The 25,748-nt window shown below is 57.7% G+C and carries 22 protein-coding genes; 18 read left to right on the forward strand and 4 right to left on the reverse strand.

Going from position 1 to position 25,748, the window contains the following annotated elements; translation table 11 throughout:
- Positions 1-115: 115 nt before the first annotated feature.
- The 18 genes from rlmN to rpoD all read left to right on the forward strand — a co-directional run bounded on the left by rlmN (position 116) and on the right by rpoD (position 20,546).
- Complete coding sequence (rlmN, locus tag V6936_RS02750) at positions 116-1,264, forward strand: 23S rRNA (adenine(2503)-C(2))-methyltransferase RlmN (protein ID WP_003799309.1); 1,149 nt, start codon at positions 116-118, stop codon at positions 1,262-1,264.
- Positions 1,261-1,755: a helix-turn-helix domain-containing protein gene (locus V6936_RS02755; RefSeq protein WP_003799311.1), complete on the forward strand. Its 495-nt coding sequence runs from the start codon at positions 1,261-1,263 to the stop codon at positions 1,753-1,755. The genes rlmN and V6936_RS02755 overlap by 4 nt, the downstream gene beginning before the upstream one ends.
- Positions 1,752-3,038 (forward strand): flavodoxin-dependent (E)-4-hydroxy-3-methylbut-2-enyl-diphosphate synthase, encoded by a 1,287-nt coding sequence (gene ispG / locus V6936_RS02760; RefSeq protein ID WP_039942894.1) that lies wholly within the window; start codon positions 1,752-1,754, stop codon positions 3,036-3,038. Before V6936_RS02755 ends, ispG begins: the two co-directional genes overlap by 4 nt.
- Positions 3,039-3,080: 42 nt before the next feature.
- Positions 3,081-4,364, forward strand: coding sequence for a histidine--tRNA ligase (gene hisS / locus V6936_RS02765; protein ID WP_003799315.1), 1,284 nt, complete (start codon positions 3,081-3,083; stop codon positions 4,362-4,364).
- 2 nt (positions 4,365-4,366) lie between these two features.
- On the forward strand, positions 4,367-5,002 hold the full coding sequence (locus V6936_RS02770) for a YfgM family protein (RefSeq protein WP_059318848.1): 636 nt from the start codon (positions 4,367-4,369) through the stop codon (positions 5,000-5,002).
- Between the two features lie 3 nt (positions 5,003-5,005).
- Positions 5,006-6,184 (forward strand): outer membrane protein assembly factor BamB, encoded by a 1,179-nt coding sequence (gene bamB / locus V6936_RS02775; protein ID WP_442892562.1) that lies wholly within the window; start codon positions 5,006-5,008, stop codon positions 6,182-6,184.
- Complete coding sequence (gene der / locus V6936_RS02780; RefSeq protein ID WP_003799325.1) at positions 6,181-7,539, forward strand: ribosome biogenesis GTPase Der; 1,359 nt, start codon at positions 6,181-6,183, stop codon at positions 7,537-7,539. The genes bamB and der overlap by 4 nt, the downstream gene beginning before the upstream one ends.
- Positions 7,539-8,621, forward strand: coding sequence for a histidinol-phosphate transaminase (gene hisC / locus V6936_RS02785; RefSeq protein ID WP_059318849.1), 1,083 nt, complete (start codon positions 7,539-7,541; stop codon positions 8,619-8,621). The genes der and hisC overlap by 1 nt, the downstream gene beginning before the upstream one ends.
- A 115-nt stretch (positions 8,622-8,736) precedes the next feature.
- Positions 8,737-8,973: an RNA chaperone Hfq gene (hfq, locus tag V6936_RS02790; protein ID WP_003799329.1), complete on the forward strand. Its 237-nt coding sequence runs from the start codon at positions 8,737-8,739 to the stop codon at positions 8,971-8,973.
- Positions 8,974-9,051: 78 nt separating this feature from the next.
- The gene (gene hflX / locus V6936_RS02795; protein ID WP_039942895.1) at positions 9,052-10,140 is read left to right on the forward strand and encodes a GTPase HflX; all 1,089 of its coding nucleotides are present in this window, start codon (positions 9,052-9,054) and stop codon (positions 10,138-10,140) included.
- A complete protein-coding gene (hflK, locus tag V6936_RS02800) occupies positions 10,124-11,443 on the forward strand; it encodes an FtsH protease activity modulator HflK (protein ID WP_003799334.1) in 1,320 nt (439 codons plus the stop codon). The genes hflX and hflK overlap by 17 nt, the downstream gene beginning before the upstream one ends.
- Positions 11,444-11,452: 9 nt before the next feature.
- Complete coding sequence (gene hflC / locus V6936_RS02805; protein ID WP_003799336.1) at positions 11,453-12,340, forward strand: protease modulator HflC; 888 nt, start codon at positions 11,453-11,455, stop codon at positions 12,338-12,340.
- A 170-nt stretch (positions 12,341-12,510) separates the two neighbouring features.
- Positions 12,511-13,668, forward strand: a complete 1,158-nt coding sequence (locus tag V6936_RS02810) for an ATP phosphoribosyltransferase regulatory subunit (RefSeq protein WP_059318850.1) — start codon at positions 12,511-12,513, stop codon at positions 13,666-13,668.
- Between the two features lie 74 nt (positions 13,669-13,742).
- Complete coding sequence (locus V6936_RS02815; RefSeq protein ID WP_003799340.1) at positions 13,743-15,038, forward strand: adenylosuccinate synthase; 1,296 nt, start codon at positions 13,743-13,745, stop codon at positions 15,036-15,038.
- Positions 15,039-15,190: 152 nt separating this feature from the next.
- Positions 15,191-15,736, forward strand: a complete 546-nt coding sequence (locus tag V6936_RS02820) for a phosphoribosyltransferase (RefSeq protein WP_003799341.1) — start codon at positions 15,191-15,193, stop codon at positions 15,734-15,736.
- 122 nt (positions 15,737-15,858) lie between these two features.
- Entirely contained in the window at positions 15,859-16,071 is a 213-nt protein-coding gene (gene rpsU / locus V6936_RS02825; RefSeq protein WP_003799344.1) for a 30S ribosomal protein S21, read from the forward strand.
- Positions 16,068-18,065 (forward strand): DNA primase, encoded by a 1,998-nt coding sequence (gene dnaG, locus V6936_RS02830; RefSeq protein WP_003799346.1) that lies wholly within the window; start codon positions 16,068-16,070, stop codon positions 18,063-18,065. The genes rpsU and dnaG overlap by 4 nt, the downstream gene beginning before the upstream one ends.
- A gap of 258 nt (positions 18,066-18,323) precedes the next feature.
- Positions 18,324-20,546 carry an RNA polymerase sigma factor RpoD gene (gene rpoD / locus V6936_RS02835; RefSeq protein ID WP_039942896.1) on the forward strand — a complete coding sequence of 741 codons (2,223 nt, stop codon included), beginning with the start codon at positions 18,324-18,326 and terminating at the stop codon, positions 20,544-20,546.
- 341 nt (positions 20,547-20,887) lie between these two features.
- Here rpoD and V6936_RS02840 read toward each other — a convergent pair whose 3' ends face one another.
- From V6936_RS02840 to guaD, 4 genes are all read right to left on the reverse strand, one after another.
- Positions 20,888-22,192 carry an ATP-binding protein gene (locus V6936_RS02840; RefSeq protein ID WP_059318851.1) on the reverse strand — a complete coding sequence of 435 codons (1,305 nt, stop codon included), beginning with the start codon at positions 22,190-22,192 and terminating at the stop codon, positions 20,888-20,890.
- Between the two features lie 3 nt (positions 22,193-22,195).
- A complete protein-coding gene (locus V6936_RS02845) occupies positions 22,196-22,870 on the reverse strand; it encodes a response regulator transcription factor (RefSeq protein ID WP_003799351.1) in 675 nt (224 codons plus the stop codon).
- Between the two features lie 59 nt (positions 22,871-22,929).
- A complete protein-coding gene (locus V6936_RS02850; protein WP_059318852.1) occupies positions 22,930-24,231 on the reverse strand; it encodes a methyltransferase family protein in 1,302 nt (433 codons plus the stop codon).
- Positions 24,232-24,418: 187 nt separating this feature from the next.
- Positions 24,419-25,744 (reverse strand): guanine deaminase, encoded by a 1,326-nt coding sequence (gene guaD, locus V6936_RS02855; protein WP_003799356.1) that lies wholly within the window; start codon positions 25,742-25,744, stop codon positions 24,419-24,421.
- Positions 25,745-25,748 lie beyond the last annotated feature (4 nt).

A 25,748-nucleotide genomic window follows, 5' to 3' on the forward strand; every position in this document is an offset into this window, starting at 1 on the left:
CAGGAATTGCCCGGCCCGCCGCAACGGTGGTGCGCCGGGCACCTCTCAGAAAAGAGACTTGTTTGCGCTTGTGCAACAAGATAAATGCCAGACGGCGTGAAGGTATTATTTTTTTATGTCATCGCTCGAACCTATCAATCTTCTGGGCCTGGGCCCGGAGCAACTTGTTGAACTGGTCGCCCAATGGGGTGGCAAGCCTTTCCGAGCGCGCCAATTGCAGCGCTGGATACACCAGCGGCAACAGGACGACTTTGGGCAGATGACCGACCTGGCGCGCGAGTTCCGCGAGCAATTGACGGCTCATTGCCTTGTCACCGCGCCCAGCATGTCGCACGAACATATTTCTGCCGACGGCACCCGCAAGTGGCTGTTTGATGTCGGTAGCAACAACGCGGTTGAGGCGGTTTTCATTCCCGAGGACGATCGGGGCACGCTTTGTATTTCCAGTCAGGCAGGTTGTACCGTTGCCTGCCCGTTCTGTTCGACCGGATATCAGGGCTTTAATCGTAATCTGACCACTGCGGAGATCATTGGTCAGCTGTGGTATGCCCGTCGGGCTTTGCTCAGTGCGCCGGAAACCGCTCGTATTGGCGATGCCGCGCAAACCAGTACCCGGGTGATCAGCAATGTGGTCATGATGGGCATGGGGGAGCCTTTGCTCAATTACGATCAGGTGCTCGGTGCCTTGCGCCTGATGCTCGATGATAACGCCTACGGTCTGTCTCGCCGCCGCGTCACGGTTTCCACATCCGGCGTAGTGCCGATGATGGACCGTCTGGCTCAGGATTGCCCGGTTGCCCTGGCGGTGTCCCTGCATGCGCCCAATGACGCGCTGCGCGATCGGCTGGTGCCGTTGAACAAGAAGTATCCGCTGGCTGAGCTGCTCGATGCCTGTAACCGGTATCTGGAGCATGCCCCGCGTGACTTCATCACGTTTGAATACATCATGCTGGACGGTATCAATGATACGGATCAGCATGCGCAGGAATTGTTGGATATTGCGCGTATTGTGCGCTGTAAATTTAACTTGATCCCATTCAACCCTTTTCCGCAGTCCGGTCTGAAACGTTCTTCGGCAGCGCGCGTCAAGCAGTTTGCCCAGAGGCTGATGGATGGTGGGGTGGTAACGACTGTGCGCAAGACCCGCGGCGATGATATCGCCGCCGCGTGTGGGCAGTTGGCGGGCGATATACGAGATCGCACCCGCATCGAACAGCGATTGCCTGATCGGGCGGTCATTCAAATCAAACAGGAACGTGCATGAGCGAGACTCTGGACTCCTTCCATCAATCGGCTCCGGATGCGGGCTCAGGGGTAGGCCCTACACTGCGGGAGTTGCGTCTGGCGCGATCCTGTACGCTTAACGAAGCTTCCACCCGTTTGAAGTTTTCCGTGCGTCAGCTTGAGGCTCTGGAGGCCCAGGAGTGGGATCAGCTCCCCGGTGGCCAGCCGTTGCGGGGGATGGTGCGCAACTATGCGCGTTTTCTGCAGGCTGACGTGTCGGCGGTGTTGGTCATGCTGGAAGCCCAGGTCAGTGACACGGCGGCACCCAAGCCCGTGCCGCGCAGTCCCTCCGGTTCAGGACTGGGCAAAGCCGACTTGAGTCTGTATGCCGATTCGCGCGGCGGTTTTGGCTGGGTCTGGATTCTGATTATTGTTGTGTTGTTGTTGGTAGCGGGCTTTTATGCCATTGACCGGGGCTGGGTTCCCCAGGAATGGCTGGTATTTGATTGGCTCAAGGACTTGAAGAAATGACGCAGGGTCCCGAAACTTCCTCTGCTTGCCAGCCTCTGCCGGTTGGCGCCCAGCCCAAACGGGTGACGCGTACCGTGGATGTGCGCTGGGGTAATCATGTCGTTAAACTGGGGGGCTCGGCACCGGTTGTGGTCCAGTCCATGACCAACACCGATACGGTCGATGCGATTGCGACGGCGATTCAGGTGAAGGAGTTGGCCCGAGCGGGCTCCGAGATGGTGCGTATCACCGTCAATACCCCCGAGGCAGCCCGTGAGGTGCCCGCCATTCGTGAACAGTTGGATCGCATGGGGGTGAATGTCCCCCTGGTCGGCGACTTTCACTACAACGGCCACAAATTGCTGGCGGATTATCCCGAGTGTGCCCAGGCCCTGTCCAAGTACCGAATCAATCCGGGCAATATGGGCGGCGGCAAGCGCCGGGATGATAATTTCGCCAAGATGATTGATATTGCCTGCCGGTATGACAAGGCCGTGCGCATTGGCGTGAACTGGGGCAGCCTGGATCATGAGCTGATGGCCCGCATGATGGATGAGAACAATCAGCGCGCTCAGCCCTGGACCGCCCAGGCGGTCATGCGTGATGCCCTGGTCATCTCTGCCATCAGCAACGCCCAGCGTGCTGAGGAGCTGGGCTTGTCGGGTAACCGGATCGTACTGTCTTGCAAGGTCAGCCATGTACAGGACCTGATTACGGTCTACCAGGATTTGTCGGCACGCTGCGATTACGCGCTGCATTTGGGCTTGACTGAAGCCGGGATGGGCAGCAAGGGAATTGTGGCTTCGACCGCGGCCCTGGCCGTGCTGTTGCAGCAAGGCATTGGTGACACCATTCGTATTTCCCTGACGCCTGAGCCGGGCGGTGATCGTGCCCGTGAGGTGGTGGTGGCTCAGGAAATTCTGCAGACCATGGGCTTGCGCGCCTTCACGCCTATGGTCGTGGCCTGCCCGGGTTGTGGTCGCACCAGCAGTACGGTGTTCCAGGAACTGGCCAACGATATTCAACGTTATTTGCGTGACCAGATGCCTGTCTGGAAGGATCAGTACCCCGGCGTGGAAACCATGAACGTCGCGGTCATGGGCTGTGTGGTCAACGGTCCGGGCGAGAGCCGGCACGCGGACATAGGCATCAGTTTGCCGGGAACCGGGGAAGTGCCCTCGGCGCCGGTCTATGTGGATGGTGAGCGGGTGGTGACCCTGAAGGGTGATACTATCGCTCAAGAATTTCAGACCATTGTCCAGAATTACGTTGAGCGACGCTACGGCAGGGCGCCAACGGTTTGATCAACACGCTTGTCAGTCTATGGCGAGCAAACCATTAGAATTATGACGCAGCAGTTTCAAAAGCTCCGCGCCCTGACGGGCATGAAAGACACCCTACCGGGTGAAAGCGCACAGTGGGAGGCCCTGGAGGCTCTGGTGCGGGAATGGCTGGCCAGTTACGGCTATCGCAATATGCGTACTCCCGTGCTGGAACATACCCAGTTGTTTGCCCGTGGCATTGGCGAAGTGACCGATATTGTCGAAAAGGAAATGTATTCCTTTACCGACTCGCTCAATGGCGACAAGCTCACCATGCGTCCTGAGTTTACGGCTGGCATGGTGCGTGCCTCGATTGAGCACAACCTTCTGTATGACCGGCCCCATCGCGTTTACGCCATGGGCCCCGTGTTTCGCCATGAGCGCCCGCAGCGTGGTCGCTATCGTCAGTTCCACCAGATCGACGTGGAAGCGCTTGGTTTGCCTGGTCCAGACGTGGATGCCGAATTGATCGTCATGCTGGCCCGTTTGTGGAAGAAGCTGGGGCTTACCGACATTCGTCTGGAGCTCAACTCCCTGGGGCAGGCTGAAGAGCGTGCCGCTCACCGCGCCGCCCTGATCGAACACCTGGAAGCTCACAAGGACGTGCTGGACGAGGAAGCCCAGCGGCGCATGTACACCAATCCCTTGCGGGTCTTGGACACCAAAAATCCGGCCATGCAGGATATGGCTAATGCGGCTCCGCGTCTGTTCGACTTTCTGGGCGAGGAGTCCCGCGCCCACTTCAAGGGTGTGTGTGACCGCCTGGATGATGCCGGTATTGGCTACACCTTGAACCCGCGTCTGGTGCGGGGTCTGGATTACTACAATCTGACGGTGTTCGAGTGGGTAACCGATCGCTTGGGTGCGCAAGGCACGGTGTGCGGCGGGGGACGCTACGACGGTCTGATCGAGCTGATGGGCGGCAAGCCTGCGCCCGCCGTCGGTTTCGCGATTGGCATGGAGCGTTTATTGGATTTGTGCTCCCAAGAGGGTGAGCAGGAGCAGGCCCCTGAGTGCCAGGTTTACATGGTTCACCAAGGTGAGGCTGCCCAGCGCAAGGCCTCGCTTTTGGCCGAGCAGCTGCGTGATGCCGGCCTGCAGGTGATTGTTCACGCCGGCTCCAGCGGCTTTAAGTCCCAGTTCAAGCGGGCCGATGCCAGTGGTGCACAGGCCGCCGTGATATTGGGTGAGGACGAACTTCAAAAAGAACAGGCCAGTGTGAAATGGTTGCGTGCTGCGGATGGCGCCCAGCAGCAACAGTCTGTTGATTTCTCTGAACTCGCCAGTGTTTTGTCAGCAAGGATTTGAGCATGGCCTACGATCTTGAAGAACAGGAAAAACTGGATGCCATGCGGGCATGGTGGGACCGCTGGGGCACCTTGTGCATTGTGCTGGCGTTTGCCGCGTTGGCTGCCGTAGCAGGCTGGCGTGGCTGGCAGTGGTATCAAGGCCATCAGGCCGGGCAGGCCATGGGCTATTTCGAGGCCCTGGAAAGCGCCACGACCCAGACCGGTGAAGAGGCCGAGACGCGCATTCTGGCCGCTAGCACGACCTTGCGTAACGATTTCCCCAAGTCCGGCTACACCTCTCGAGGTGTGTTGCTGGCTGCCCATGCTTTGCAGCAGCGAGGCAATCTGACACCAGCTCGTGAGCAGCTGGAGTGGATGGTCAAGACCAACCACGACCCCGCTCTGACGCCTTTGGCCCGTCTGCGTTTGGCCGGTATCTTGCTGGAGCAGAAAGAGTATGACGAGGCCCTGGCTCAGCTGAACAATCCTCCTGTCAGCTTTGCCGGTCTGTTTGCGGATCGAAAAGGCGATATTTTGGCCGCTCAGGGACAGAATGAAGCAGCACGCGAGGCTTGGAAACAGGCTGTCGAGCTGCTCAAGCAAGACCCCATTTCGCAGTTGGTACAGATCAAACTTGATGCCCTGGCAGGAGCTTAATTCATGTCTCTTCCTACTATTCGTAAATCCTCGTCTTCTGCCATGCGTGCCTTGCGTCTCAGTGCCTTGGCACTCAGTCTGACCGCATTGGCTGGCTGCTCCATGTTCTCCAGCAAGGACCCGCGCTTTGAGCCGGCTCCCCTGACAGAGTACACCCCGGGTGTGGCGGCCAAGATCAGCTGGAGCACCTCGATTGGCAGCGGTGCGGATTCGGGCTTTGCGCCACAGGTGGCCGGCTCCTCGGTTTACGCGGCGACCGTCTCCGGTCAGGTCAGTAAAGTGGATCTGGACACGGGGCGTGTGCAATGGTCGACCAATGCGGGCAAGAAGTTGACCGCCGGTGCTGGCTCGGATGGAGTGGTGACGGCAGTTGCCTCGGTAGACGGTAATGTCATTGCATTTGACGACTCGGGCAAGGAATTGTGGCGCAGCCGTAGCAGCAGTGCTGTGAATGTGCCGCCTGCCGTCGGGGCCGGCGTGGTGGTGGTGCGTACCAGCGATTATCGTTTGCAAGCCTTTGATGCCAGCACAGGCGATCTGCGCTGGAGTCTGCAGCGTCCAGGGCCGGCACTGTCGTTGAAGACCAGCATGCAAATGCGCATTATTGATGGCCTGTTGTTGGCCGGCATGCCCAATGGTCGCTTGATGGCGATTGACGCGGCTCAAGGTCGTCTGGTCTGGGAGGGCAGCATTTCCGTGTCCCGCGGCGCCACCGACCTGGAACGCATTAACGACGTTGTGGGCGCTCCGCAAGTGGTCGATCCTTTGTTGTGTGGCGCAACCTATCAGGGTCGGGTGGCGTGCTTTGACGTGTCCCAGGGCGGTCGCCTGGTGTGGGACAGGGAATTTTCGGCCGGTACCGGTATCGCAGCGGACAATCAGATGTTGTATGCCGCCAATAGCCGCGATCAGATTGACGCGTTTGCCCTGACAGACGGGCAAACCATCTGGACGCAAAAGGCATTGCGAAACCGTGGTCTGGCTCCTTTGGCCGTCTTGCCCCAGGCGCTTGCCGCCGGTGACAAGGAAGGCTATGTTCACTTTCTATCGCGACTGGACGGCACCTTGCTGGGCCGGGTCAGTGTCGGCGGTGGTGCCATTGTGTCGCCTTTGGTCGGAACCCCGCGTGGGGTTCTGGTCCAGACGGGCAATGGTAATTTGGTCTTGGTTGGAATCAATTGAAAAGCGTTTCTTTTAAGCCCGTTGTGGCTTTGGTCGGTCGAGCCAACGTTGGCAAGTCCACTTTGTTCAATCGCCTGACGCGTTCGCGCGCGGCGCTGGTGGCCAACTTCCCTGGCCTGACTCGCGACCGTCATTACGGCGAAGGCCGGGTTGGCAGCCGTCCCTATATCGTGGTCGATACGGGCGGTTTCGAGCCGGTGGCTAAAACCGGCATGCTGCTGGAGATGGCTCGCCAGACCCAGCAAGCCATTGCCGAAGCCGACGTCGTTGTCTTCCTGGTCGATGCCCGCGAGGGCGTCAATGCGCTGGACCTGGAAATTGCGCAGTTACTGCGCAAGCTGGGTCAGAAAGTGCTGCTGGCTGTCAATAAGGCCGAGGGCATGCGCTATGAGGCTGGCGGTGTCGAGTTTCACGAGCTGGGCCTGGGCCAGCCTTACCTGATTTCGGCCTCTCACGGCGACGGGGTGGAAGAGCTGATCAATCTGGCCCTGGAGCAGGTACCCAGTCCTGAGCCTGATCAGGATGGGCAGGACGACGAGCAATTCCAGCACCGTATCAAACTGGCGATTGTGGGCCGACCCAATGTGGGCAAATCCACCCTGATCAATACCCTGGTCGGTGAAGAGCGTGTGATTGCCTTTGACCAGCCCGGAACGACTCGCGATGCCATCGAAATCGAGTTCGAACGCAACGGGGTGGAGTACACCCTGATCGACACGGCCGGACTGCGCAAGCGCGGCAAGGTGTTCGAGGCGGTGGAAAAGTTTTCAGTGATCAAGACCTTGCAGGCAATTGAGGCCTGCAACGTAGTCTTGCTGATGATTGACGCACATACGGAAATTTCCGACCAGGACGCCAGTATTGCCGGCTTCGTTGTGGAAACCGGGCGTGCGCTGGTGGTGGGCATCAACAAGTGGGACGGGCTGGACGAGTATCAGCGCGAGTGGATCAAGCGCGAGTTCGATCGCAAGCTGCGCTTTTTGAACTTTGCCAAGATGCACACCTTGTCGGCGTTGAAAGGGCAGGGCATCAATCCCTTGCTCAAATCGGTTAATGAGGCCCATGCCGCCGCTTTCTCGAAATTGTCTACACCCAAGCTCACCCGTGTGATGCAAGAAGCGGTGGAACAGCAACAGCCGCCGCGTAAAGGCATTTTCCGTCCCAAGTTGCGGTATGCTCACCAAGGGGGCATGAACCCTCCGATCGTGGTGATTCACGGCAACGCCCTGGACGCAATTTCGGACAGTTATCGCCGCTATCTGGAAAGCCGTTTTCGCGAGGCCTTCAAGCTGGAAGGCACCCCTTTGCGAATCGAATTCAAATCATCTAAGAACCCTTATTTGAAGGATGCGTAATGAGCCGTTTGTGGAGTGATCATGTCGCTGGACTTTCTCCCTATGTTCCGGGTGAGCAGGTCAAGCTGGATAACCTCTTGAAGCTGAACACAAACGAGCATCCTTACGGTCCGTCGCCCAAAGCGCTGGAAGCGATTCGTCAGGCGGCGACCGATAATTTGCGTCTTTACCCGTCCTACAGCGCCCAGGAACTGCGTGACGCGGTGGCTCACAATCACGGCGTCAACGCCAATAACGTTTTCCTTGGCAACGGCTCGGACGAAGTGCTGGCCCATGTGTTTAGCGCCTTGTTCCTGCGCGGCGTGCGTCCGGTCCTGTTGCCGGACATCACCTACAGCTTTTACACCACGTATTGTTCGTACTTTGGCGTGCCGGCTGACATCGTGCCGCTGCGCGAGGATTTCACGCTGAATGTGCAGGATTATGTGCGCAAGCGCAGCCTGCCGCCCGCTGGCATTATTTTTGCCAACCCGAATGCGCCGACCGGGATTCCTTTGTCGCTGGAAGACATTGAAGCGATTCTTTCCGCTAACCCTGACACGACGGTAGTGGTGGATGAGGCTTATGTGGACTTTGGCGGTACGTCCTCGGTTGGTCTGCTGGAAAAATACGACAATCTGGTGGTCATCCAGACTATGTCCAAGTCGCGGGCGCTGGCCGGTCTGCGCGTGGGTTACGCCTTGGCCAGCGCGGACATCATTCAAGCCCTGGAGCGTGTGAAAGACAGTTTCAACTCCTACCCCATGGACACCATCGCTCAAGTGGGTGCCGTGGCTTCCCTGAAGGATACGGCGTATTTTCAACGCCAGTGTCAGGCAGTCATTGATGCCCGTGAACAGTTGCGCGCCGACCTGCAGCAGCTCGGTTTTGAGGTTTTGCCCTCCAAAGCGAACTTTTTGATGGCTACGCACCCTAAGCATTCAGCTGCTGGTATTCAGCAGGCCTTGCGTGAGCATGGAATTCTGGTTCGCTATTTCCGTCAGCCACGCATTGAGCAGTATTTACGTATTACGGTAGGATCGCCCGAACAATGTGCCCGACTGTGCAACAGTTTGCGGCAGATTCTCGGGCAGAGCGTCTGATATACACCTATAGATAAAAAACTCCAGTCTGGAACGTGCGGATTCAGGGAAAACCCGGTAAAGTAGTGGGATTCGCTTCCATTTCTGGAAAAACAACATAACCGGAGCCTCACCAATGAGCAATAAAGGGCAAATTCTACAAGACCCGTTTTTGAACGCGCTGCGCAAGGAGCATATCCCTGTGTCGATCTACCTGGTCAACGGCATCAAGCTGCAAGGTCAGATCGAGTCCTTCGATCAGTATGTCGTACTGCTGCGCAATACAGTCACTCAAATGGTGTATAAGCACGCGATCTCTACCGTCGTTCCTGCACGCCCCGTCACTTTGGCTGCGGATGAGCAGGCTGAATAAGTCCTCACCCAGTTCGTTGTACTCTGAAAGACCCGTCTCGCGGAGCCCGCGGGCGGGTCTTTGTTTCTGGAGCAAGCGTTGAAGGCACTGGTCATTAGTGTGGACATGGGCGAGCTGGATTACAAAGCCCATGCTGAAGAGTTTTTGATGTTGGCAGAAGGTGCCGGTGCCCAGATCGCTGAGCTGCTGGTGGTACGTCGTTCCCGTCCGGATCCGGCCTATTACATCGGAACCGGCAAGCTGGAAGAGGCCGTCGCGCTGGCCAAGGCCACGGGAGCCGAAGTCGTCTTGTTCGATCATGCCCTCAGTCCGGCCCAGCAGCGCAACCTGGAGCGCAAGCTGGAGTTGCGCGTGGTCGACCGGGTCGCCCTGATTCTGGATATTTTTGCCTTGCGGGCGCAAAGTCACGAAGGGAAATTGCAGGTCGAGCTGGCCCAGTTGCAGCATCTGACTTCTCGGCTGACGCGCATGTGGACTCACCTGGAGCGTCAGAAAGGCGGGATCGGGATGCGGGGTCCGGGCGAATCGCAGCTGGAAATGGACCGTCGCATGATTGGCGACAAGGTTCGTACCTTGCGCGAGCGTCTGGCCAAGGTGCAGCGTCAACGCAGCACGCAGCGTCGTGCCCGCACCCGTAGCGGCACCTTGTCAGTGTCGCTGGTGGGCTATACCAATACAGGCAAATCCACACTGTTCAATGCCTTGACCCGGGCGGATGCGTACGCGGCGGATCAATTGTTTGCCACCCTCGATACCACCACACGTCGTATCTGGATTGAAGGGGCCGGGCAGGTTGTGATTTCGGATACGGTAGGTTTCATCCGTGATCTGCCACCGACCTTGATTGCGGCCTTCCGGGCCACGCTGGAAGAGACTGTCCACGCGGATTTGCTGCTGCATGTGGTTGATGCGGCCAACCCGCAACGCGATGAACAAATCGCTGAAGTTCATAAGGTTCTGGAAGACATCGGGGCCCATGAAATACCGCGCATTCTGGTCTACAACAAAATTGACCAGGCCGGCTACGAGCCACGGGTAGAGCGGGACGAACATGGTACTATTGCCCGAGTCTTTGTTAGCGCTTTAGAGCGCATCGGATTGGATGGGTTGCGTACGGCAATCGTCGAATCAGGTCATTTCGCGGAAAACAATGCGTCTGAACAATAAAATATTCAATCTCAATGATCCCGGTTGGGGACGAGACAGTGGCAAAAACGGTTCCGAGCCACCTCGCCGCCCCGAGAAACAAGATGGCCCGCCTGACCTCGACGAGGTGTGGCGTGACTTCAACAGTCGCCTGGGATCTTTATTTGGCAAAAAGGGACGTCGCTCCCCTCCCGGCGGCACGCCGCCCGGTAGTGGCACTGGCCCGTCCCTTCCCAAGGGTTCCCCCAAGCTGTTCGTCATCGGCGGTGTGGTGGCAGTTGGCTTGTGGTTGGCCAGTGGCTTTACCATCGTGCAGGAAGGGCAGGTGGCCGTAGTGACGCGTTTTGGCGCGTATACGAAAACCTTGAATCCCGGTTTGCAGTGGCGCTGGCCCGCGCCGATCGAAGATTACCAGATCGTTAATATTTCCCAGTTGCGCACCTTTGAGGTGGGCTACCGTGGCAGCTCCCGCAATAAAGTCCTGCCCGAGTCACTGATGCTCACGACCGACGAGAACATCGTCGACATGCAGTACGTGGTTCAGTATCGACTGCTGCCCAACGGCGCGCCCGATTATCTGTTCAATACCAACAACCCGGATGAGTCGGTGCGTCAGGCGGCAGAAACCGCCATGCGTGAAGTCGTGGGCAAGCAGCCCATGGACTCGGTGCTGTATTCCGGCCGTACGCAGATTGCCTCGGATGTGCAGCAGTTGGCCCAGTCCATTCTGGATCGCTACCGCACCGGCATTCAGATCAGCACGGTTGCCATTCAGAACGTACAGCCGCCCGAGCAGGTTCAGGCCGCTTTTGACGATGCCGTCAAGGCTGGTCAGGACCGCGAGCGTCAGATCAATGAAGGTCAGGCTTATGCCAACAAGGTCCTGCCGGAAGCGGCTGGTCAAGTGGCACGCATGATGCAGGAATCCGAGGGCTACAAGGCTCGGGTGATCGGCGATGCCAAGGGTGATACTGCTCGTTTCGGCAGTGTTGAGGCTGAATACGTGAAGGCGCCGGGTGTGACCCGCGATCGTCTGTACCTGTCCACGATCCAGGAAATTCTGGAGCGTACCAGCAAGGTATTGGTTGATACCCGTAGCGATAACAACATGATCTATCTGCCTTTGGACAAGATTGTGCGTCAGGTGGGCAGTCGTACTGATATGGAGCCTTCCGCTCCCGTTGCGTCGGCTGCTTCGCAAGGACAGACCTCCCGCCCGGCCGCCCCGGCCGCGGCTTCCAAGGCGCCAGCACCCGCCAATCCAGCCAGTCTGGATACCTCGCTGGGCTCTTTGGTCAGTCCTTATTCCCCATACGCACGCTAGGAGAGCTTGATGCAACGTTTATTTCCTGCTCTGGTGGCCCTGGCGGTAATTGTCGGTCTGCTGCTGTCTTCGGTCTTTATCGTGCGTGAGCGCGATGCGGCCCTGGTTTTTGCCTTGGGTGAAGTGCGCACCACCATTACAAGCCCCGGCCTGTATTTCAAGTTGCCACCGCCGTTTGAAAACGTGGTGTTCCTGGACAAGCGTCTGCAGACCATTGAAACCAAGGACCCCGAGCGTATTCAGACTTCTGAAAAGAAGAACCTGCTGATCGACTCTTACGTTAAATGGCGTATTTCCGATCCGCGTCTGTTTTACGTGACCTTTGGCGCAACCGATCGTGGTGCGGTCGAGCGCTTGCAGGCGCAGATTCGTGATGCGCTGAACGCTGCGGTGAACGTGCGTACCGTGAAAGAGGTGGTCTCCACCGAGCGTGATGCCATCATGCGCGAAGTGTTGACGTCTGTTGAGGCCCGCGCACGTCCTTTGGGCGTGGAAGTGGTGGACGTGCGTTTGCGTCGTATTGATTTCGCTCCCGAGATTTCGGAATCTGTGTACCGCCGTATGGAAGCGGAACGGACCCAGGAAGCCAATCGTCTGCGTGCGACCGGTGCTGCGGAAGGTGAGCGTATTCGTGCCGAGGCAGACCGTCAGCGTGAAGAGCTGCTGGCCGATGCCTACGCCAAGGCCCAGGCCGTCCGTGGTCAAGGTGATGGTGAAGCAGCTGCCATTTACTCCGAGACGTATGGCAAGAACCCCGAGTTCTACCGCTTCTATCGCAGTCTGGAAGCCTATCGCAGTGCCTTCAGCCAGCAAAGCGATACATTGGTCATCAGTCCCGATTCTGATTTCTTCAAGTATTGGGGCAAGCAAGGGTCAGCCGCAGCACCTGCGAACTGATCAGCGCTATAGAACTCAGGGCCGCGGGGTGTTCCACCCGCGGCCCTGATCGTTTATACTAGCGTGTAAGTTACTAACACCACTTCGCATGCGACTTAGGCGGCTTACAGGCCCCAAGTCGCTTTTTGTTTGGCTGGAACTTTCGTTTATAAGTAGTCCGAGGCACGAGTATGTCCAATTGGTTGTTGCCAGAGAGCCTGGCTGATATCTTGCCTGCAGAGGCGCGTCGCATCGAGGAACTGCGCCGCGATTTGCTAGACTTGTATCGTACTTACGGGTTCGAACTGGTCGCTCCGCCCTTGGTGGAGTATCTGGAATCCCTGCAAGCGGTATCTGGCACAGATCTGAATCTGCGTACCAGCAAAGTCGTCGACCAAATCTCGGGTCGTACCATGGGGGTGCGTGCCGACATGACGCCTCAGGTGGCCCGCATCGATGCCCACCTGCTCAACCGCGAGGGCGTGACCCGGCTTTGCTACTGCGGCTCGGTCTTGCATGCGCGTCCGGCGGGCTTGCTGTCGGATCGTGAGTTGCTGCAGATTGGCGCGGAAATTTTTGGCCATGCCGGTATTGAGTCTGACCTGGAAGTGGTGCAGTTGGCCTTGGAAAGTGTGGGCCGGGCAGGGGTTCATCATCCTCGCCTGGACTTGAATTACCCCGATCTGGGGCGCTTTCTGATCGAGCGCGATCCTATTTTGAAAAGCCGCGTGGCGGAAGTGTGTGAACTGCTCAATGCCAAAGATGTTTCTGGCTTGCGGGCCCTGGGTCGGGATTCGGGCTGTCTGCCTGAAACGACCCGCTATCTGCTGGCCTTGACCTCCTTGTATGGCGATGGCACCGTGCTGGAGCGCGCTCGCAGTGTCTTGCCCGATGAGCCCGAGGTGCGGGAAGCCTTGGGCAGCCTGCGCAGCTTTATTGATGCTTTGCCCGACCACGAGATTACGGTGGACCTGGCCGATATTGGCAGTGGGTATGCCTACCATTCGGGTTTGATTTTCTCGGTCTATGCCGAAGGTTGGCATGACGCTTTGGTTAAGGGCGGACGCTTTGACGGTATTGGGCGCATGTATGGTCGTGCCCGTCCCGCAACCGGCTTCAGCCTGGATTTACGCAAACTCTCGGCCGGGCTGGCGCCGGCCCAGGCGGCCCGTGCCGTACGCGCTCCCTGGGGGAGCGATGCCGCCCTGATTGCGGCGGTAAAGCAGTTGCGTCAACGCGGTGAAATTGTGATTCAGATGCTGCCCGGTCAGCAACTGAGTCTGGATGAGTTCGTGATCGACCGCGAGTTGTTCTCGTCGGACGGTCAGTGGCAGGTTAGGGCGCTGTAAGCCAGACGGCTTGTGGCGTTGGTGATTGTTATCGGTCCGGCACCGTGCCGGCCTCCTTTATTCTGATACTAGACATGAGCAAAAACCTTGTGGTGATTGGCACCCAGTGGGGTGACGAAGGCAAAGGCAAGATCGTCGACTGGCTGGCCGAGTCCGCGCATGGCGTGGTTCGTTTCCAGGGTGGGCATAACGCTGGCCATACATTGTGGATTAATGGCAAAAAGACGATTTTGCGCTTGATTCCTTCGGGCATCATGCACGGGCACGTCACTTGCTACATTGGCAATGGCGTGGTGCTCTCGCCCGAAGCCCTGTTGACCGAGATCGCCGAGCTGGAAGCAGCCGGTCTGGATGTGCGTTCGCGCCTGCAGATCTCGCCTGCCTGCCCGCTGATTTTGCCCTATCACATTGCTGTGGATCAGGCGCGCGAAAAGCGTAAGGGTGACGGCAAGATCGGTACAACCGGTCGTGGTATTGGCCCAGCCTATGAAGACAAGGTGGCCCGTCGCGCTCTGCGTGTGCAGGATTTGTATGATCCTGAGATTTTTGACGAAAAACTGTCCGAAGCGCTGGATTACCACAACTTTGTGCTGACTCAGTATCTGGGCGCGGAAGCGGTATCGGCTGAGCTGGTGCGTGATCAGGCCATGAAGCATGCCGAGCAGCTCGCTCCGATGGTGGCGGACGTCTCCAACAATCTGTATCAGGCCAAGAAGGCCGGGCAGAAGCTGTTGTTTGAAGGCGCTCAAGGCGCACTGTTGGATATTGACCACGGTACTTACCCCTTCGTTACCAGCAGCAACTGCCTGTCCGGTGCGGCCTCTGCCGGTTCGGGCGTCGGCCCCCAGGAGCTGAGCTATGTGCTGGGTATTGCCAAGTCCTACACCACGCGCGTGGGTTCGGGCCCATTCCCGACGGAATTGCTGGATGACACTGGCATGCGTCTGGCAACGGTTGGCAAGGAGTTTGGTTCGGTTACCGGTCGTCCACGTCGTTGCGGCTGGTTTGATGCCGCCGCCATGAAACGCTCGGTAATGATCAACGGTATTTCCGGTCTGTGCATCACCAAACTGGACGTGCTGGACGGCGTGGAGCAGATCAAGATTGGTGTGGGTTACCGCTACAAAGGTGAGTTCCTGGACGTCTTGCCCTACGGCGCACATGCAGTGGCCGAAGCCGAGCCGGTTCTGGAAGAAATGCCCGGCTGGACCGAGTCCACCGTAGGCGTGACCGATTACGACAAGCTGCCTATCAATGCACGTCGCTATCTGGAACGCATTGCCGAGCTGTGCGATGTGCCGATCGATATGGTTTCCACGGGGCCAGATCGCAACGAAACCATCGTATTGCGCGATCCGTTTACCAAATAAGCAATTTATCGCGTTATAATGCCTTGCACCGTTGTACGGTGCGTACAAAGCGGCCTAAAAGGCCGCTTTGTCGTTCTGGACGCTGCGCGGCCTACCAGACTCTTGTTTTGCAGGTATCAACGCGCAGTAAGTGCATTTAATCTGGAATACATATGAGTCTGCCCCCAAATAGCGATACTGATGAATGGGTCTCCTGGGAACAATACAATCGTCTGATTGAGCAATTGGCCCTGATCATTCACGAATCAGGTTGGAAATTCGACAAAATTGTCTGCCTGGCCCGCGGTGGTATGAGGGTGGGGGACGTTATTTCGCGTATCTATGATGTACCTTTGGGTATCCTGGCAACCAGCAGCTATCGTGAAGCGGCGGGCACTGAGCAGGGCGAACTGGATATTGCGCAATACATCACCATTACTCGTGGCACCTTGGATGGCAATGTGCTGCTGGTCGATGATATGGTCGATACAGGCAAGACTTTTATGCGTGTGCGCGATCACTTGCGTGCACAATTTCCGGCGATCACCGAGTTGAAAACCGCCGTTTTGTGGTGGAAAGGCCACGCCCAGGTCGACCCGGACTATTACGTGTCCAAGTTGCCCACAAATCCCTGGATTCATCAGCCTTTTGAGGACTACGATAGCATTCGCCCTCATCAGCTGGACGCCTGGATTCGCAAGGGTACTGGCCAGGCTTGATCGCCGGCATTCAGATACTTGGTGGATAGCCCATTTGCGCCTTGCTTGGTGTATGCCTGCAATCGTGCTACCATAATGGGCTATCTGTTACGCTAACTCTTTTTACAAAGGTCAGGGATTACATGTCCATTGTTCGCCTGAAAGAAAACGAACCCTTTGAAGTTGCTCTGCGCCGCTTCAAACGCACTATTGAAAAAACCGGTCTGTTGACCGAACTGCGTTCGCGCGAATTCTACGAAAAGCCAACGGCCGAGCGCAAGCGCAAGCACGCTGCCGCCGTGAAGCGTCATTACAAACGCATCCGCAGCCAGCAACTGCCCCCACGCTTGTATTGATCCCTGAATCTTTTGTTCAGGAACTGCTCGCCCGTGTCGATGTCGTAGATGTCGTCGGGCGGTACGTGCAGTTGCGTAAAGGCGGGGCCAACTTGCTTGGCCTATGCCCTTTTCACAACGAAAAATCCCCTTCATTTACAGTCAGTCCGACCAAGCAGTTTTATCATTGCTTTGGTTGCGGCGCTCACGGATCGGCAATCTCGTTCCTGATGGAACACACAGGGGCTTCATTCCCTGAAGCGGTACGCAGTTTGGCTGCCTCCGTCGGGATGACCGTGCCCGAAGCAGATCGTACCCCGCGCCAACGAGCGGCCGATGCCCGTCGAAAAGACGAACTATCGCGCCAGCATCATATTCTTGAAACGGCACAGGGGCATTACCTCCGTCAACTGAAACAGTCACCCATTGCCATCGATTATCTGAAGCGTCGTGGCCTGGATGGGGAGACGGCTGCCCGTTTCGGCCTGGGCTGGACCGGTACCGAGCGACGTGGGCTGTCGGCTGTGTTTCCACAGTACGAAGACAAGCAACTGGTTGAGTCCGGTCTGGTGATCGAGTCCGAGGATGGTCGTCGCTATGACCGCTTTCGTTCGCGCATCATGTTTCCGATTCGCAGCACCAAGGGCCATATCATTGGCTTTGGTGGCCGTCTGATTGAAAAAGGCGAACCTAAATACCTTAATTCTCCGGAAACCACGCTGTTCTCCAAAGGCCACGAATTGTATGGCCTGTGGGAAGGGCGCCAGGGCATACGCAAAGAAGGCTTTGTTCTGATTGTGGAAGGGTATATGGACGTGGTTGCCTTGTCGCAGCACGGCCTGCACAATGCCGTCGCGACCTTGGGTACGGCAACCACGGAACATCACATCACCAAGCTGATGCGCGCCAGTGACAGACTGGTGTTTTGTTTTGACGGCGACCGTGCGGGACGCAAGGCCGCCTGGCGTGCCTTAACTACCTGTCTGCCTCTGGTTCGTGATGATGTCTCGATCCGATTCATGTTTCTGGCGGATAATCACGACCCCGATTCCTTTGTTCGTGAATTTGGCGCGGAGGCGTTTCGCGAACAAGCCCAGCAAGCCGCCGCTTTATCGCGCTTTTTCCTGGATGAGCTGGCGGCCCATCATCGCATGGACGAGGCAGAAGGCCGCGCTGCTTGCGTCCACGAAGCCTTGCCTTTGTTGCTGGAGCTGGCTGACAGCACCTTGAAGGTGCAGATTCAGCATGAGTTCGCCCGCATGGTGATGCTGACCCCGGACGAGCTGGCGCAGCGTCTCAGTACGGTAGAGCCGGTGCGCCGACCGGCGCTTGATGCACCGGCAGCCCAGGACGGTCTGGTGGCCCGGCCGCCTGTACCTGCGCAGTCCGCACCGGACGGGATGGAACCGTTTGAGGATGGTTTTGACGGTTCGTTTGCTGATAGCCTGCCCATGGATGGCTGGCACGATGATGCCGACTGGCAACCCCAGCCGGATTATCAGCAGCGTCCTGCTCCAGCGCGAGGCAAGGACAGAAATGCTCGCCCACGCCCGGATCGCGCTCCGCTGGGCGGTAGCCGTGCGGTGACTCCGATGGCCAAGCGATTGCTGCGCTTGCTGATCGGACATCCTACTCTGGTGGGTGAACTGGGTGATCAACAGCTTGAAATTTTGGCTCAAAGCCCCCATTTGCGTCTTGTGCAGGAGTTGATTGCGTTAAGCAATATCAGCTCGGCGCGTCATGCAGGTGCGTTGCTGGAGGCGGTGGACCCCGAGTCTGATCTGGCACCCGTGCTGGAAGCGCTGGCCACCGAGCTGTTGGGCGAAGAGGAATTGCCCGACCCGCAAGGCGAATGGCGTGATGCGCTCTATCGCATTGAACTCGATGCGATCAAGGCAGAGCAATCGGCTTTGGTGGCCACAGGCCTGAAAGAGCCTGAACAGCGTCAGCGTTATCAAGAATTGACACGCCGTATTGCTTTGTTGAATGCTGCTTATACTCGGCAAGTGAAGTAAAATATTGGGTTATGTGTTGTGTTTGTGGCCGGCCAGGGGGTTAAAACTGGTACGCGAGCAAATGTGGCGGGTAGCGGATTGTGAACCACCTTATGCCTTGAGCCCGGAGCCAGGGATTACATTTATTTAGGGTTCGCTAGCGCAGCACGTCCAGGAGCAAGCCGGTTGTGAACACGCTCATTATCAGGCTCTTGCCTGTACGACTCGGTGGCTACATATTTAGTGCCACAGGGGTAAATGGCGTCTATGGAAGAAAATATGACTCAAACGACTGGTAAAACCTCGACGACGGTCTCTCGGTCTGCTAAGAAAACTTTGGCCGCGACAGCAAAATCAGGGGCATCAAGCTCGGTAGAGCTCGATGAGCTTCACGAAAGTGGAGAGCCAGGCGCAGCGCCTGCCAAAAAGGCAGCTAAAAAGGCGGCTGCTAAAAAGACGGTAGCCAAAAAAGCGGTTGCCAAGAAAACAGCGGTCAAGGCCGCTACCGGCGGTCGCCGTGGACGTCCTGCAAAAAACGCAAATAACGACGGCATCGATTTTGTCGATGACGACGAAATGGGCGAAGAAGAGGTCATTCCTGATCTCAAACCGGTTGCCAAGCGTGGAGCCAAGCGCGCCAAGGCCGAAAAAGACGTGTTCGGTGTGCGCGGCCAGTTGAGCCCGGAAGAACAGGAAGCGCGTCGCAATCGCCTCAAGGCACTGATCAAGCTGGGCAAGGACCGGGGTTACCTGACTTACAGCGAGATCAATGACCACCTGCCCGACGATCTGGTGGATGTCGAAGCCATTGACGGCATTATCGGCACCTTCAGTGACATGGGTATTTCGGTTTACGACCAGGCTCCCGACGCGGATACCTTGCTCATGAGCGATAACGCGCCCATGGCATCCAGCGACGATGATGTCGAGGACGAAGCCGAAGCTGCACTAACCACCGTGGATTCCGACTTCGGTCGCACCACAGACCCGGTGCGCATGTACATGCGCGAGATGGGGTCGGTGGAGCTGCTGACGCGCGAGGGCGAGATTGAAATCGCCAAGCGTATCGAAGACGGCCTGAAGCACATGGTGATGGCTATTGCCGCTTGTCCTACCACCGTTAACGAAATTCTGGCCTACGTTCAGCGTGTACGTGAAGGCGTCATGCAGATCGACGAAGTGGTTGACGGTCTGGTGGATGATGATGGCGAAGAGTACGCCGGCTCCGGTGTCACTGCCGACGACGAGGACGAAGGTCCAGCCGGCGGCATGAGCAGCAAGCAGATTGAATATCTGCGCAACAAGTCGCTCAAGAAGTTCGACATCATCGGCGAGTGGTTTGACAAGATGCGCGTCTCTTTTGAGACCGAAGGCTACAAGAGCCCGGGCTATGTGCAGGCTCAGGAAACCATTCTGAACGAATTCATGGGCATTCGCTTTACTGCCAAAATGGTGGAGAAGCTGGCCGATACCATGCGTGAACAGGTTGCGATCGTGCGTCAGCATGAGCGTGAAATCCTGACCATCTGTGTGGATCGGGCGGACATGCCACGCGCCCACTTCATCAAGGCGTTCCCCGGCAACGAAACCAATCTGGACTGGGTGGTGCAGGAAGTGGCTGCCGGCCATCCCTACAGCGCCATTCTGGAACGTCACATCCCTGCGATTCAGGAAATCCAGCAAAAGCTGATCGACCTGCAAACCAGTGTTGTGTTGCCGCTGAAGGATCTGAAAGAGGTCAACAAGCGCATGACCACGGGCGAAGCCAAGGCACGCAAAGCCAAGCGCGAAATGACCGAGGCCAACCTGCGTCTGGTGATCTCCATTGCCAAGAAGTACACCAACCGTGGCCTGCAGTTCCTGGATCTGATTCAGGAAGGCAATATCGGTTTGATGAAGGCAGTGGACAAGTTCGAGTACCGTCGTGGCTACAAATTCTCCACGTATGCAACGTGGTGGATTCGTCAGGCCATTACGCGTTCGATTGCCGACCAGGCCCGTACGATTCGTATTCCGGTTCACATGATCGAGACGATCAACAAGATGAACCGTATCAATCGTCAGATCCTGCAGGAAACCGGCGTTGAGCCTGATCCGGCAACCTTGGCCCAGAAGATGGACATGCCTGAAGACAAGGTTCGCAAGATCTTGAAGATCGCCAAAGAGCCTATCTCCATGGAAACGCCGATCGGTGACGACGACGATTCTCATTTGGGCGACTTCATTGAGGACAACAACACCGTTTCGCCGTCGGATTCCGCCTTGCACGGTTCGATGCGCGATGTGGTCAAAGATGTCCTGGATTCCTTGACGCCCCGCGAAGCCAAGGTGCTGCGCATGCGTTTCGGTATTGAGATGAGCACCGACCAGACGCTGGAAGAGGTGGGCAAGCAGTTTGACGTTACGCGCGAGCGTATTCGTCAAATAGAGGCCAAGGCCTTGCGCAAGCTGCGTCATCCTAGTCGTGCAGACAAACTGAAGAGCTTCCTGGAAAGCCAGTAAGTTGTGAGCAAGTCTGTATAGAGCTTAAAAAAAACCCGGTCTGCGAAGACCGGGTTTTTTTGTGCTCCTAGTGCTCCTAGTGCTCCTAGTGCTCCTAGTGCTCCTAGTGCTCCTAGTGCTCCTAGTGCTCCTAGTGCTCCTAGTGCTCCTAGTGCTCCTAGTGCTCCTAGTGCTCCTAGTGCTCCTAGTGCTCCGCCCAGCCTGACGAGGTGCGTTTTCAAGGCTTGGACGCGGCCTTCGATCGGGGCGGGGAGGGCCTCTTTTTTGACGGACTAAATGGTTTTATTGCTCCTTGCCATGGGGGCAACAGAGAGCAGGAAGAGTCTGGCTGTTTCGGGAGATCAGGCCGGGTCCAGGTCCAGCTTGAAGACACAGCCTTTGCCATCAGGTCCGCTTTGCCCGCTTAAGCTCCAGCCCTGTGCCAGCGCCAGTTGGCGGGCCAAGGCCAGGCCTATTCCTCGGTGGCCTTCTTCTCGGGTGCCTGTCGGCAACTGTTTACCTTGGCTGAAATGGCGCTCGAAAATAAGAATCCGATCTTGCTCGGCAATCCCGGGGCCGTCATCCTGCAAGGCCAGTACGCTGGGCGAAATCCAGCGTAGTTGCAGCTTACAGGGCGCGGCGTGATCGATGGCATTGCGCATCAGGATGCGCAACAACATGGACAAGGCGTAGGGGTCCAGGGTGTAGAGCAGAGTGTCGGGCAACTGGTTGCTCCATCGCACATTGCTGCTGTTGGCATCCAGCAAGGCGACGGCTTGCCAGGTTTGTTGGGCCAGCTCGCGGATATCGACCTCGCGTACATGGCGTTCGGCCGTATAGGCCAGACTTTCCGCCGCGTCCAGACTGGCGCTAATGGCATCGGCCTGAACCATCATGCGTTTCAACCGTTGCTGTGATGGCCCCTCAGGCAGTTGCAGCAGCAAGAGCTCGCAATCACTGCGTATGCCGGTCAGTCCGGTCCGCAGTTCATGGCCTAGATTGGCGGCAAACTCTCGTTCGTGGTTAAGCAGTTCCTCAACGTGCTCCTGCATACGGTTAAAGGCCCGGATCAGGCGGCCCGCTTCGTCATCCTGATGCTCTGGCAGGCCAGAGCGGCCCGGCGCCCAGTTTTCCAGATGACGGGACAGTGTCAGCATGGGCGCGACTGCATGGCGGGCAACACGGCGACCAAGCAGGAAAACCAACAGGATCGTGGCGGAGCCGATCAGGGAAAGAATCAGGCCGAACTCCCGTACCCGGTCCTCGTGCGGGGTGGCCCGGTACACCAGATAAAGCTGGCCTTGCTCCTTGTCCTGCCGCAGTACGTGCCAGGTGTCGCTGCCTATATGAAATTCGTAGAGCCCCGGTTCGGGCACGCGAGCGAACTGGGGCAGATTGTCCTTGGGCTGCTCGGGTACAAACCAGTAGGTATCCAGTTCGGCTCCCAGTGCCTCGCTGCGGCCATAGCCACTGTCGGGCAGCAAAGAGGGGTTGCGCGCGTAAGAGACCAACATGGCGTTGACCATCCCGTCTTCCATGCGGGCAAACGCGATATAAGCCAAGCCTCCCATAATGACGACGAGCAGAGCAGCAATCAGGGTCAGGGCCCACGATACGCGCTGAGTCAGGGTGCTCATGAAACGGCTACGGCGCAGTGCTTGGGCCATGGTTTAACTCTCCTGTTGCAAACGCCAGCCCATGCCCGGCAAGGTTTCGATGGTGCCTGCACCGGCTTCCGACAGGGCCCGTCGCAGAAGATGGATTTGGCTGCGCAATGCTTCAGGCGAAGGGGCACCCTGTGGCCAGAGTGTTTTTTCCAGTGCGCGACGCGTCAAAATGGCCTGCGGATCACGCAACAAGGCCTCCAGCAGCTGGCGGGCCTTGAAGTTCAGGTGTAGTTCTTGCCCGTTCACGCTGACCAATGCGGAATCCAGGTTGTATTCCAGACTCCCCCAACGCAGGGAGCCATGTTGGACCTGTGGCGGCCCCCGTCGCAACAAGGCCCGCAAGCGTGCCTCGACCTCGGCTAGCGCGAAGGGTTTGATCAGGTAATCGTCTGCGCCCAGGTCAAAGGCGGTCAACTTGCTCTCCAACTGGCTGCGGGCGGTCAGAACCAGAGTGGGGATGGGGCTATGCCGGGATTGGCGCAAGGCCTGAAGCACCCCAAAACCGTCCAGGCCCGGCAAGCCCAGGTCCAGCACCAGGGCATCGAAATCCTGTTCCTCCAGCAGTGCGAGGGCGCCATTGCCATCGTAGGCGGCATCCACCACAAAGCCTTTCAACTCCAGGTAGGTATAGAGATTTTCGGCAATCGTTGTATCGTTTTCAACAATCAGGACACGCATGACAGCTTGTTCCACAGAGTAAGGCCGGTTCTTGGTGAGCTTACTGCACCTAAGGCTGTTCAGGGTAGACGCAGCAAGACAGGTACCCAGCCATTGATCTGCAGCCATTGGGCCAGCGCGAAAACGGGCCAGATCAGGAAATAGGGTAGCGCATCACGCAATGTTCGTGCCAGGCCGCCTAAAGAGACTTGCAGTTCAGCAGGGCTGTTCCACAGACTCAGGCGTGGGGCCAGACGAGGGACGCGCTCACAGTAATCCAGATAGGCCTGACCAAACACCTTTTGCAGCAGGACCTGCTCTTCGTCAATCACATTATTGAATACGGCGTAGACGAACAGGGCCAGTACAGGGCCCAGTAGCAGGCTGCCCGACAGGGCTCCCATACCCATGACCGCGCATAGTGAAAACAGGTATAAAGGGTTGCGACTGATGGAATAGGGGCCCTGGCTGATCAGGCTGGAACCTTTGTGTCCGCCCAGATACAGCATGCACCAGCAACGGCCCAGTACGGCAATCAGGACCAGGCCCAGCCCGCTCATGCGTGTGAACTGGAACACCAGTGAGTCGGCCTGCCAGGTGGGCGCAAAAAACGGCAAAATGAGGACCATGAGACCGCCAAACACCCCCAAGGTGCGACGGCGCTGCACCTGAACGCTGGCCAGGTGTTCCCACGCCTGTTCGACGGTGGCGCGTTGGCTATGTGAAGCGGACCAGCGCTTGGGGTTCACAATCAGGGGATAGAAAGCCAGGCTGCCCAGCAACCAGACAATGGCCAGCGAGGCAAATACCTGTGGTAGGTCAAGACGCTCCTGGTCGGCTTCCAGCAGGCCCAGCAAAAATGCACACACTAGTCCCGCCAGCAGACCGCCCCAGCGCAGGCGGGACTGGTTCAAGGCCCAGCCTGCAAAGTACAAATGCAGCAGGCCGGCTCCCACCGCAACGACCGCCCCCACACCCAGCAGGGGTTTGAGCTCGGGCACCCACAAGTACATGATGTGCAGCCCGTAGGAATCAGCCGTACGCTGCAGCAGTAGCATCAACAAGGGAACCGCCAGAAACAGACTGGTGCCCAACAGCATGATGCGCTTGCCCGGCAAGGCGTCCTGTCCACGCAAACGCAACAGTTTCCAGGCGGCAAATGACAGGCCAGCAGCCGCAATCAAGCCGGTCAACAGGCCTTGTGCTTCTTTCATTTCATGGGCCATATGGCCAGGCTGACGGCTGACGGCCAGTAACGGGTTGAGCGGTGACCAGTCCTGAGTCAGGCTGGCCAGCCAGAGAAATAAGAAAGTGACTCCTAGAACTTGGGTTAAGAGGTAAAACAAAGCGTTACGCTGTACCTGGATAGAGGTGCCGGACATAAAGAAATCTCGCCAAGAATAAGAGGGAACCGGAACTGGTTCTCTGCTGACGGGCTCAATGTATCGTTGGCAGCGTAAAATCCGCGTGAAATTGCGCCAGGCCCCAGCGGGCCGATGAGAGCGAAGCAGCGTTCCCGGGTTCGGTCAGCGGTCGATGACCGAGCCCGGGCATGCGTGCCTGTCTGTGTTAGTGATCGCGCTCATGGACCCGGCGACCGGCACTGTAGCTGGCTTGAATGCAGCGGTCATCGCCCAGCAGGGCCAGTACGAATAGCTGTTCTTCCAGCGAGTTCAGCAAGGCGCTGCGGCGCGCCATCAAGGCGGTGGCCTTGGGGTCCAGGACAATAAAGTCGGCCTCGGCGCCGGGTGCCAGCGTCCCGATTTGCCCTTGCATGTCCAGGGCGCGGGCGGCGCCTTCGGTGGCCATGTAAAACATAGACGTCGCCGTCAGGTGGTAGTTGTTCAGACGCGCTACTTTGTGCGCCTCGTTCATGGTGCGCAGCATGGAGAACGAGGTGCCGCCGCCGACATCGGTGGCTAGTGTGTGCAGAACCTTGCTTTGACGGATGGATTGAAAGTCGAACAGACCCGAGGCCAGAAACAGGTTCGAGGTTGGGCAATGGGCCGCGACACTGCCAGTATCATGCATGCGTGCCCGATCCTGTTCATCCAGCCAGATGCTGTGACCGTAGATAGCGCGAGGGCGTAGCAGGCCAAAGCTGTCATACACATCCAGGTAGCTGCGGTTCGTGGGAAAGAGCTCACTCACCCATTTGATCTCGTCTTTATTTTCGGCCACATGGGTTTGTAAAAACACGTCAGGGTAAGCACGGGCCAGCTCGCCACAGGCTGCTAATTGTTCCGGGCTAGAGGTGGGCGCAAAACGGGGGGTCAGGGCGTAAAGCTGGCGGCCTTTGCCATGCCAGCGTTGAATCAGGTCTTCCGAATCGCGCGCGCCGGACTCGGCCGTATCTTGCAAATAATCCGGGCAGTTGCGGTCCATCATCACTTTGCCCGCAATCATGCGCAGATTGCGCTCGTGGCTTTCCTCGAAAAATGCATCCACCGACTGGGGGTGGACACTGCCGTAGACCAGGGCAGTCGTCGTGCCATTGCGCAGCAGCTCATCCAGAAAAACGCCGGCCACTTCGCGAGCATGTGCGCTGTCACCGAAACGGCCTTCTGTCGGAAACGTGTAGGTTTCCAGCCAGGGCAGCAGGCCGCTGGCCGGAGAGGCGATGATATCCGTTTGTGGAAAGTGCAGGTGTGTGTCGATCATGCCCGGCATGATGATTTTCCCGCTCAGATCAAGCGTTTGCGTACCGGCAGGCAACGTGTCCGACAGCTCGGACCAGTCGCCGCAGGCCTGAATCCGGCCTTGTTCATTGACCAGCAACAGACCGTCGCTATGGTAGCGTACTGCCTCGGCAGGGTCTTCCAGCGTGGCGGGGTCCGCTACAAAGTACAGCAGTTGGGCGCGGTAGGCGCAGGCAGGGTGTAAAGAGGTAGTCATAGTG

Origin of the sequence: Alcaligenes sp. CHO6, from assembly GCF_037120595.1 — a bacterium.
GTDB classification, from domain to species: domain Bacteria; phylum Pseudomonadota; class Gammaproteobacteria; order Burkholderiales; family Burkholderiaceae_B; genus Alcaligenes; species Alcaligenes ammonioxydans.

Coding starts and splice junctions, on each gene's coding strand:
- rlmN (WP_003799309.1), top strand. CDS start 116: ATGTCATCGCTCGAACCTATCAATCTTCTGGGCCTGGGCCCGGAGCAA.
- V6936_RS02755 (WP_003799311.1), top strand. CDS start 1,261: ATGAGCGAGACTCTGGACTCCTTCCATCAATCGGCTCCGGATGCGGGC.
- ispG (WP_039942894.1), top strand. CDS start 1,752: ATGACGCAGGGTCCCGAAACTTCCTCTGCTTGCCAGCCTCTGCCGGTT.
- hisS (WP_003799315.1), top strand. CDS start 3,081: ATGACGCAGCAGTTTCAAAAGCTCCGCGCCCTGACGGGCATGAAAGAC.
- V6936_RS02770 (WP_059318848.1), top strand. CDS start 4,367: ATGGCCTACGATCTTGAAGAACAGGAAAAACTGGATGCCATGCGGGCA.
- bamB (WP_442892562.1), top strand. CDS start 5,006: ATGTCTCTTCCTACTATTCGTAAATCCTCGTCTTCTGCCATGCGTGCC.
- hisC (WP_059318849.1), top strand. CDS start 7,539: ATGAGCCGTTTGTGGAGTGATCATGTCGCTGGACTTTCTCCCTATGTT.
- hfq (WP_003799329.1), top strand. CDS start 8,737: ATGAGCAATAAAGGGCAAATTCTACAAGACCCGTTTTTGAACGCGCTG.
- hflK (WP_003799334.1), top strand. CDS start 10,124: ATGCGTCTGAACAATAAAATATTCAATCTCAATGATCCCGGTTGGGGA.
- hflC (WP_003799336.1), top strand. CDS start 11,453: ATGCAACGTTTATTTCCTGCTCTGGTGGCCCTGGCGGTAATTGTCGGT.
- V6936_RS02810 (WP_059318850.1), top strand. CDS start 12,511: ATGTCCAATTGGTTGTTGCCAGAGAGCCTGGCTGATATCTTGCCTGCA.
- V6936_RS02815 (WP_003799340.1), top strand. CDS start 13,743: ATGAGCAAAAACCTTGTGGTGATTGGCACCCAGTGGGGTGACGAAGGC.
- V6936_RS02820 (WP_003799341.1), top strand. CDS start 15,191: ATGAGTCTGCCCCCAAATAGCGATACTGATGAATGGGTCTCCTGGGAA.
- rpsU (WP_003799344.1), top strand. CDS start 15,859: ATGTCCATTGTTCGCCTGAAAGAAAACGAACCCTTTGAAGTTGCTCTG.
- rpoD (WP_039942896.1), top strand. CDS start 18,324: ATGACTCAAACGACTGGTAAAACCTCGACGACGGTCTCTCGGTCTGCT.
- V6936_RS02840 (WP_059318851.1), bottom strand. CDS start 22,192: ATGGCCCAAGCACTGCGCCGTAGCCGTTTCATGAGCACCCTGACTCAG.
- V6936_RS02845 (WP_003799351.1), bottom strand. CDS start 22,870: ATGCGTGTCCTGATTGTTGAAAACGATACAACGATTGCCGAAAATCTC.
- V6936_RS02850 (WP_059318852.1), bottom strand. CDS start 24,231: ATGTCCGGCACCTCTATCCAGGTACAGCGTAACGCTTTGTTTTACCTC.
- guaD (WP_003799356.1), bottom strand. CDS start 25,744: ATGACTACCTCTTTACACCCTGCCTGCGCCTACCGCGCCCAACTGCTG.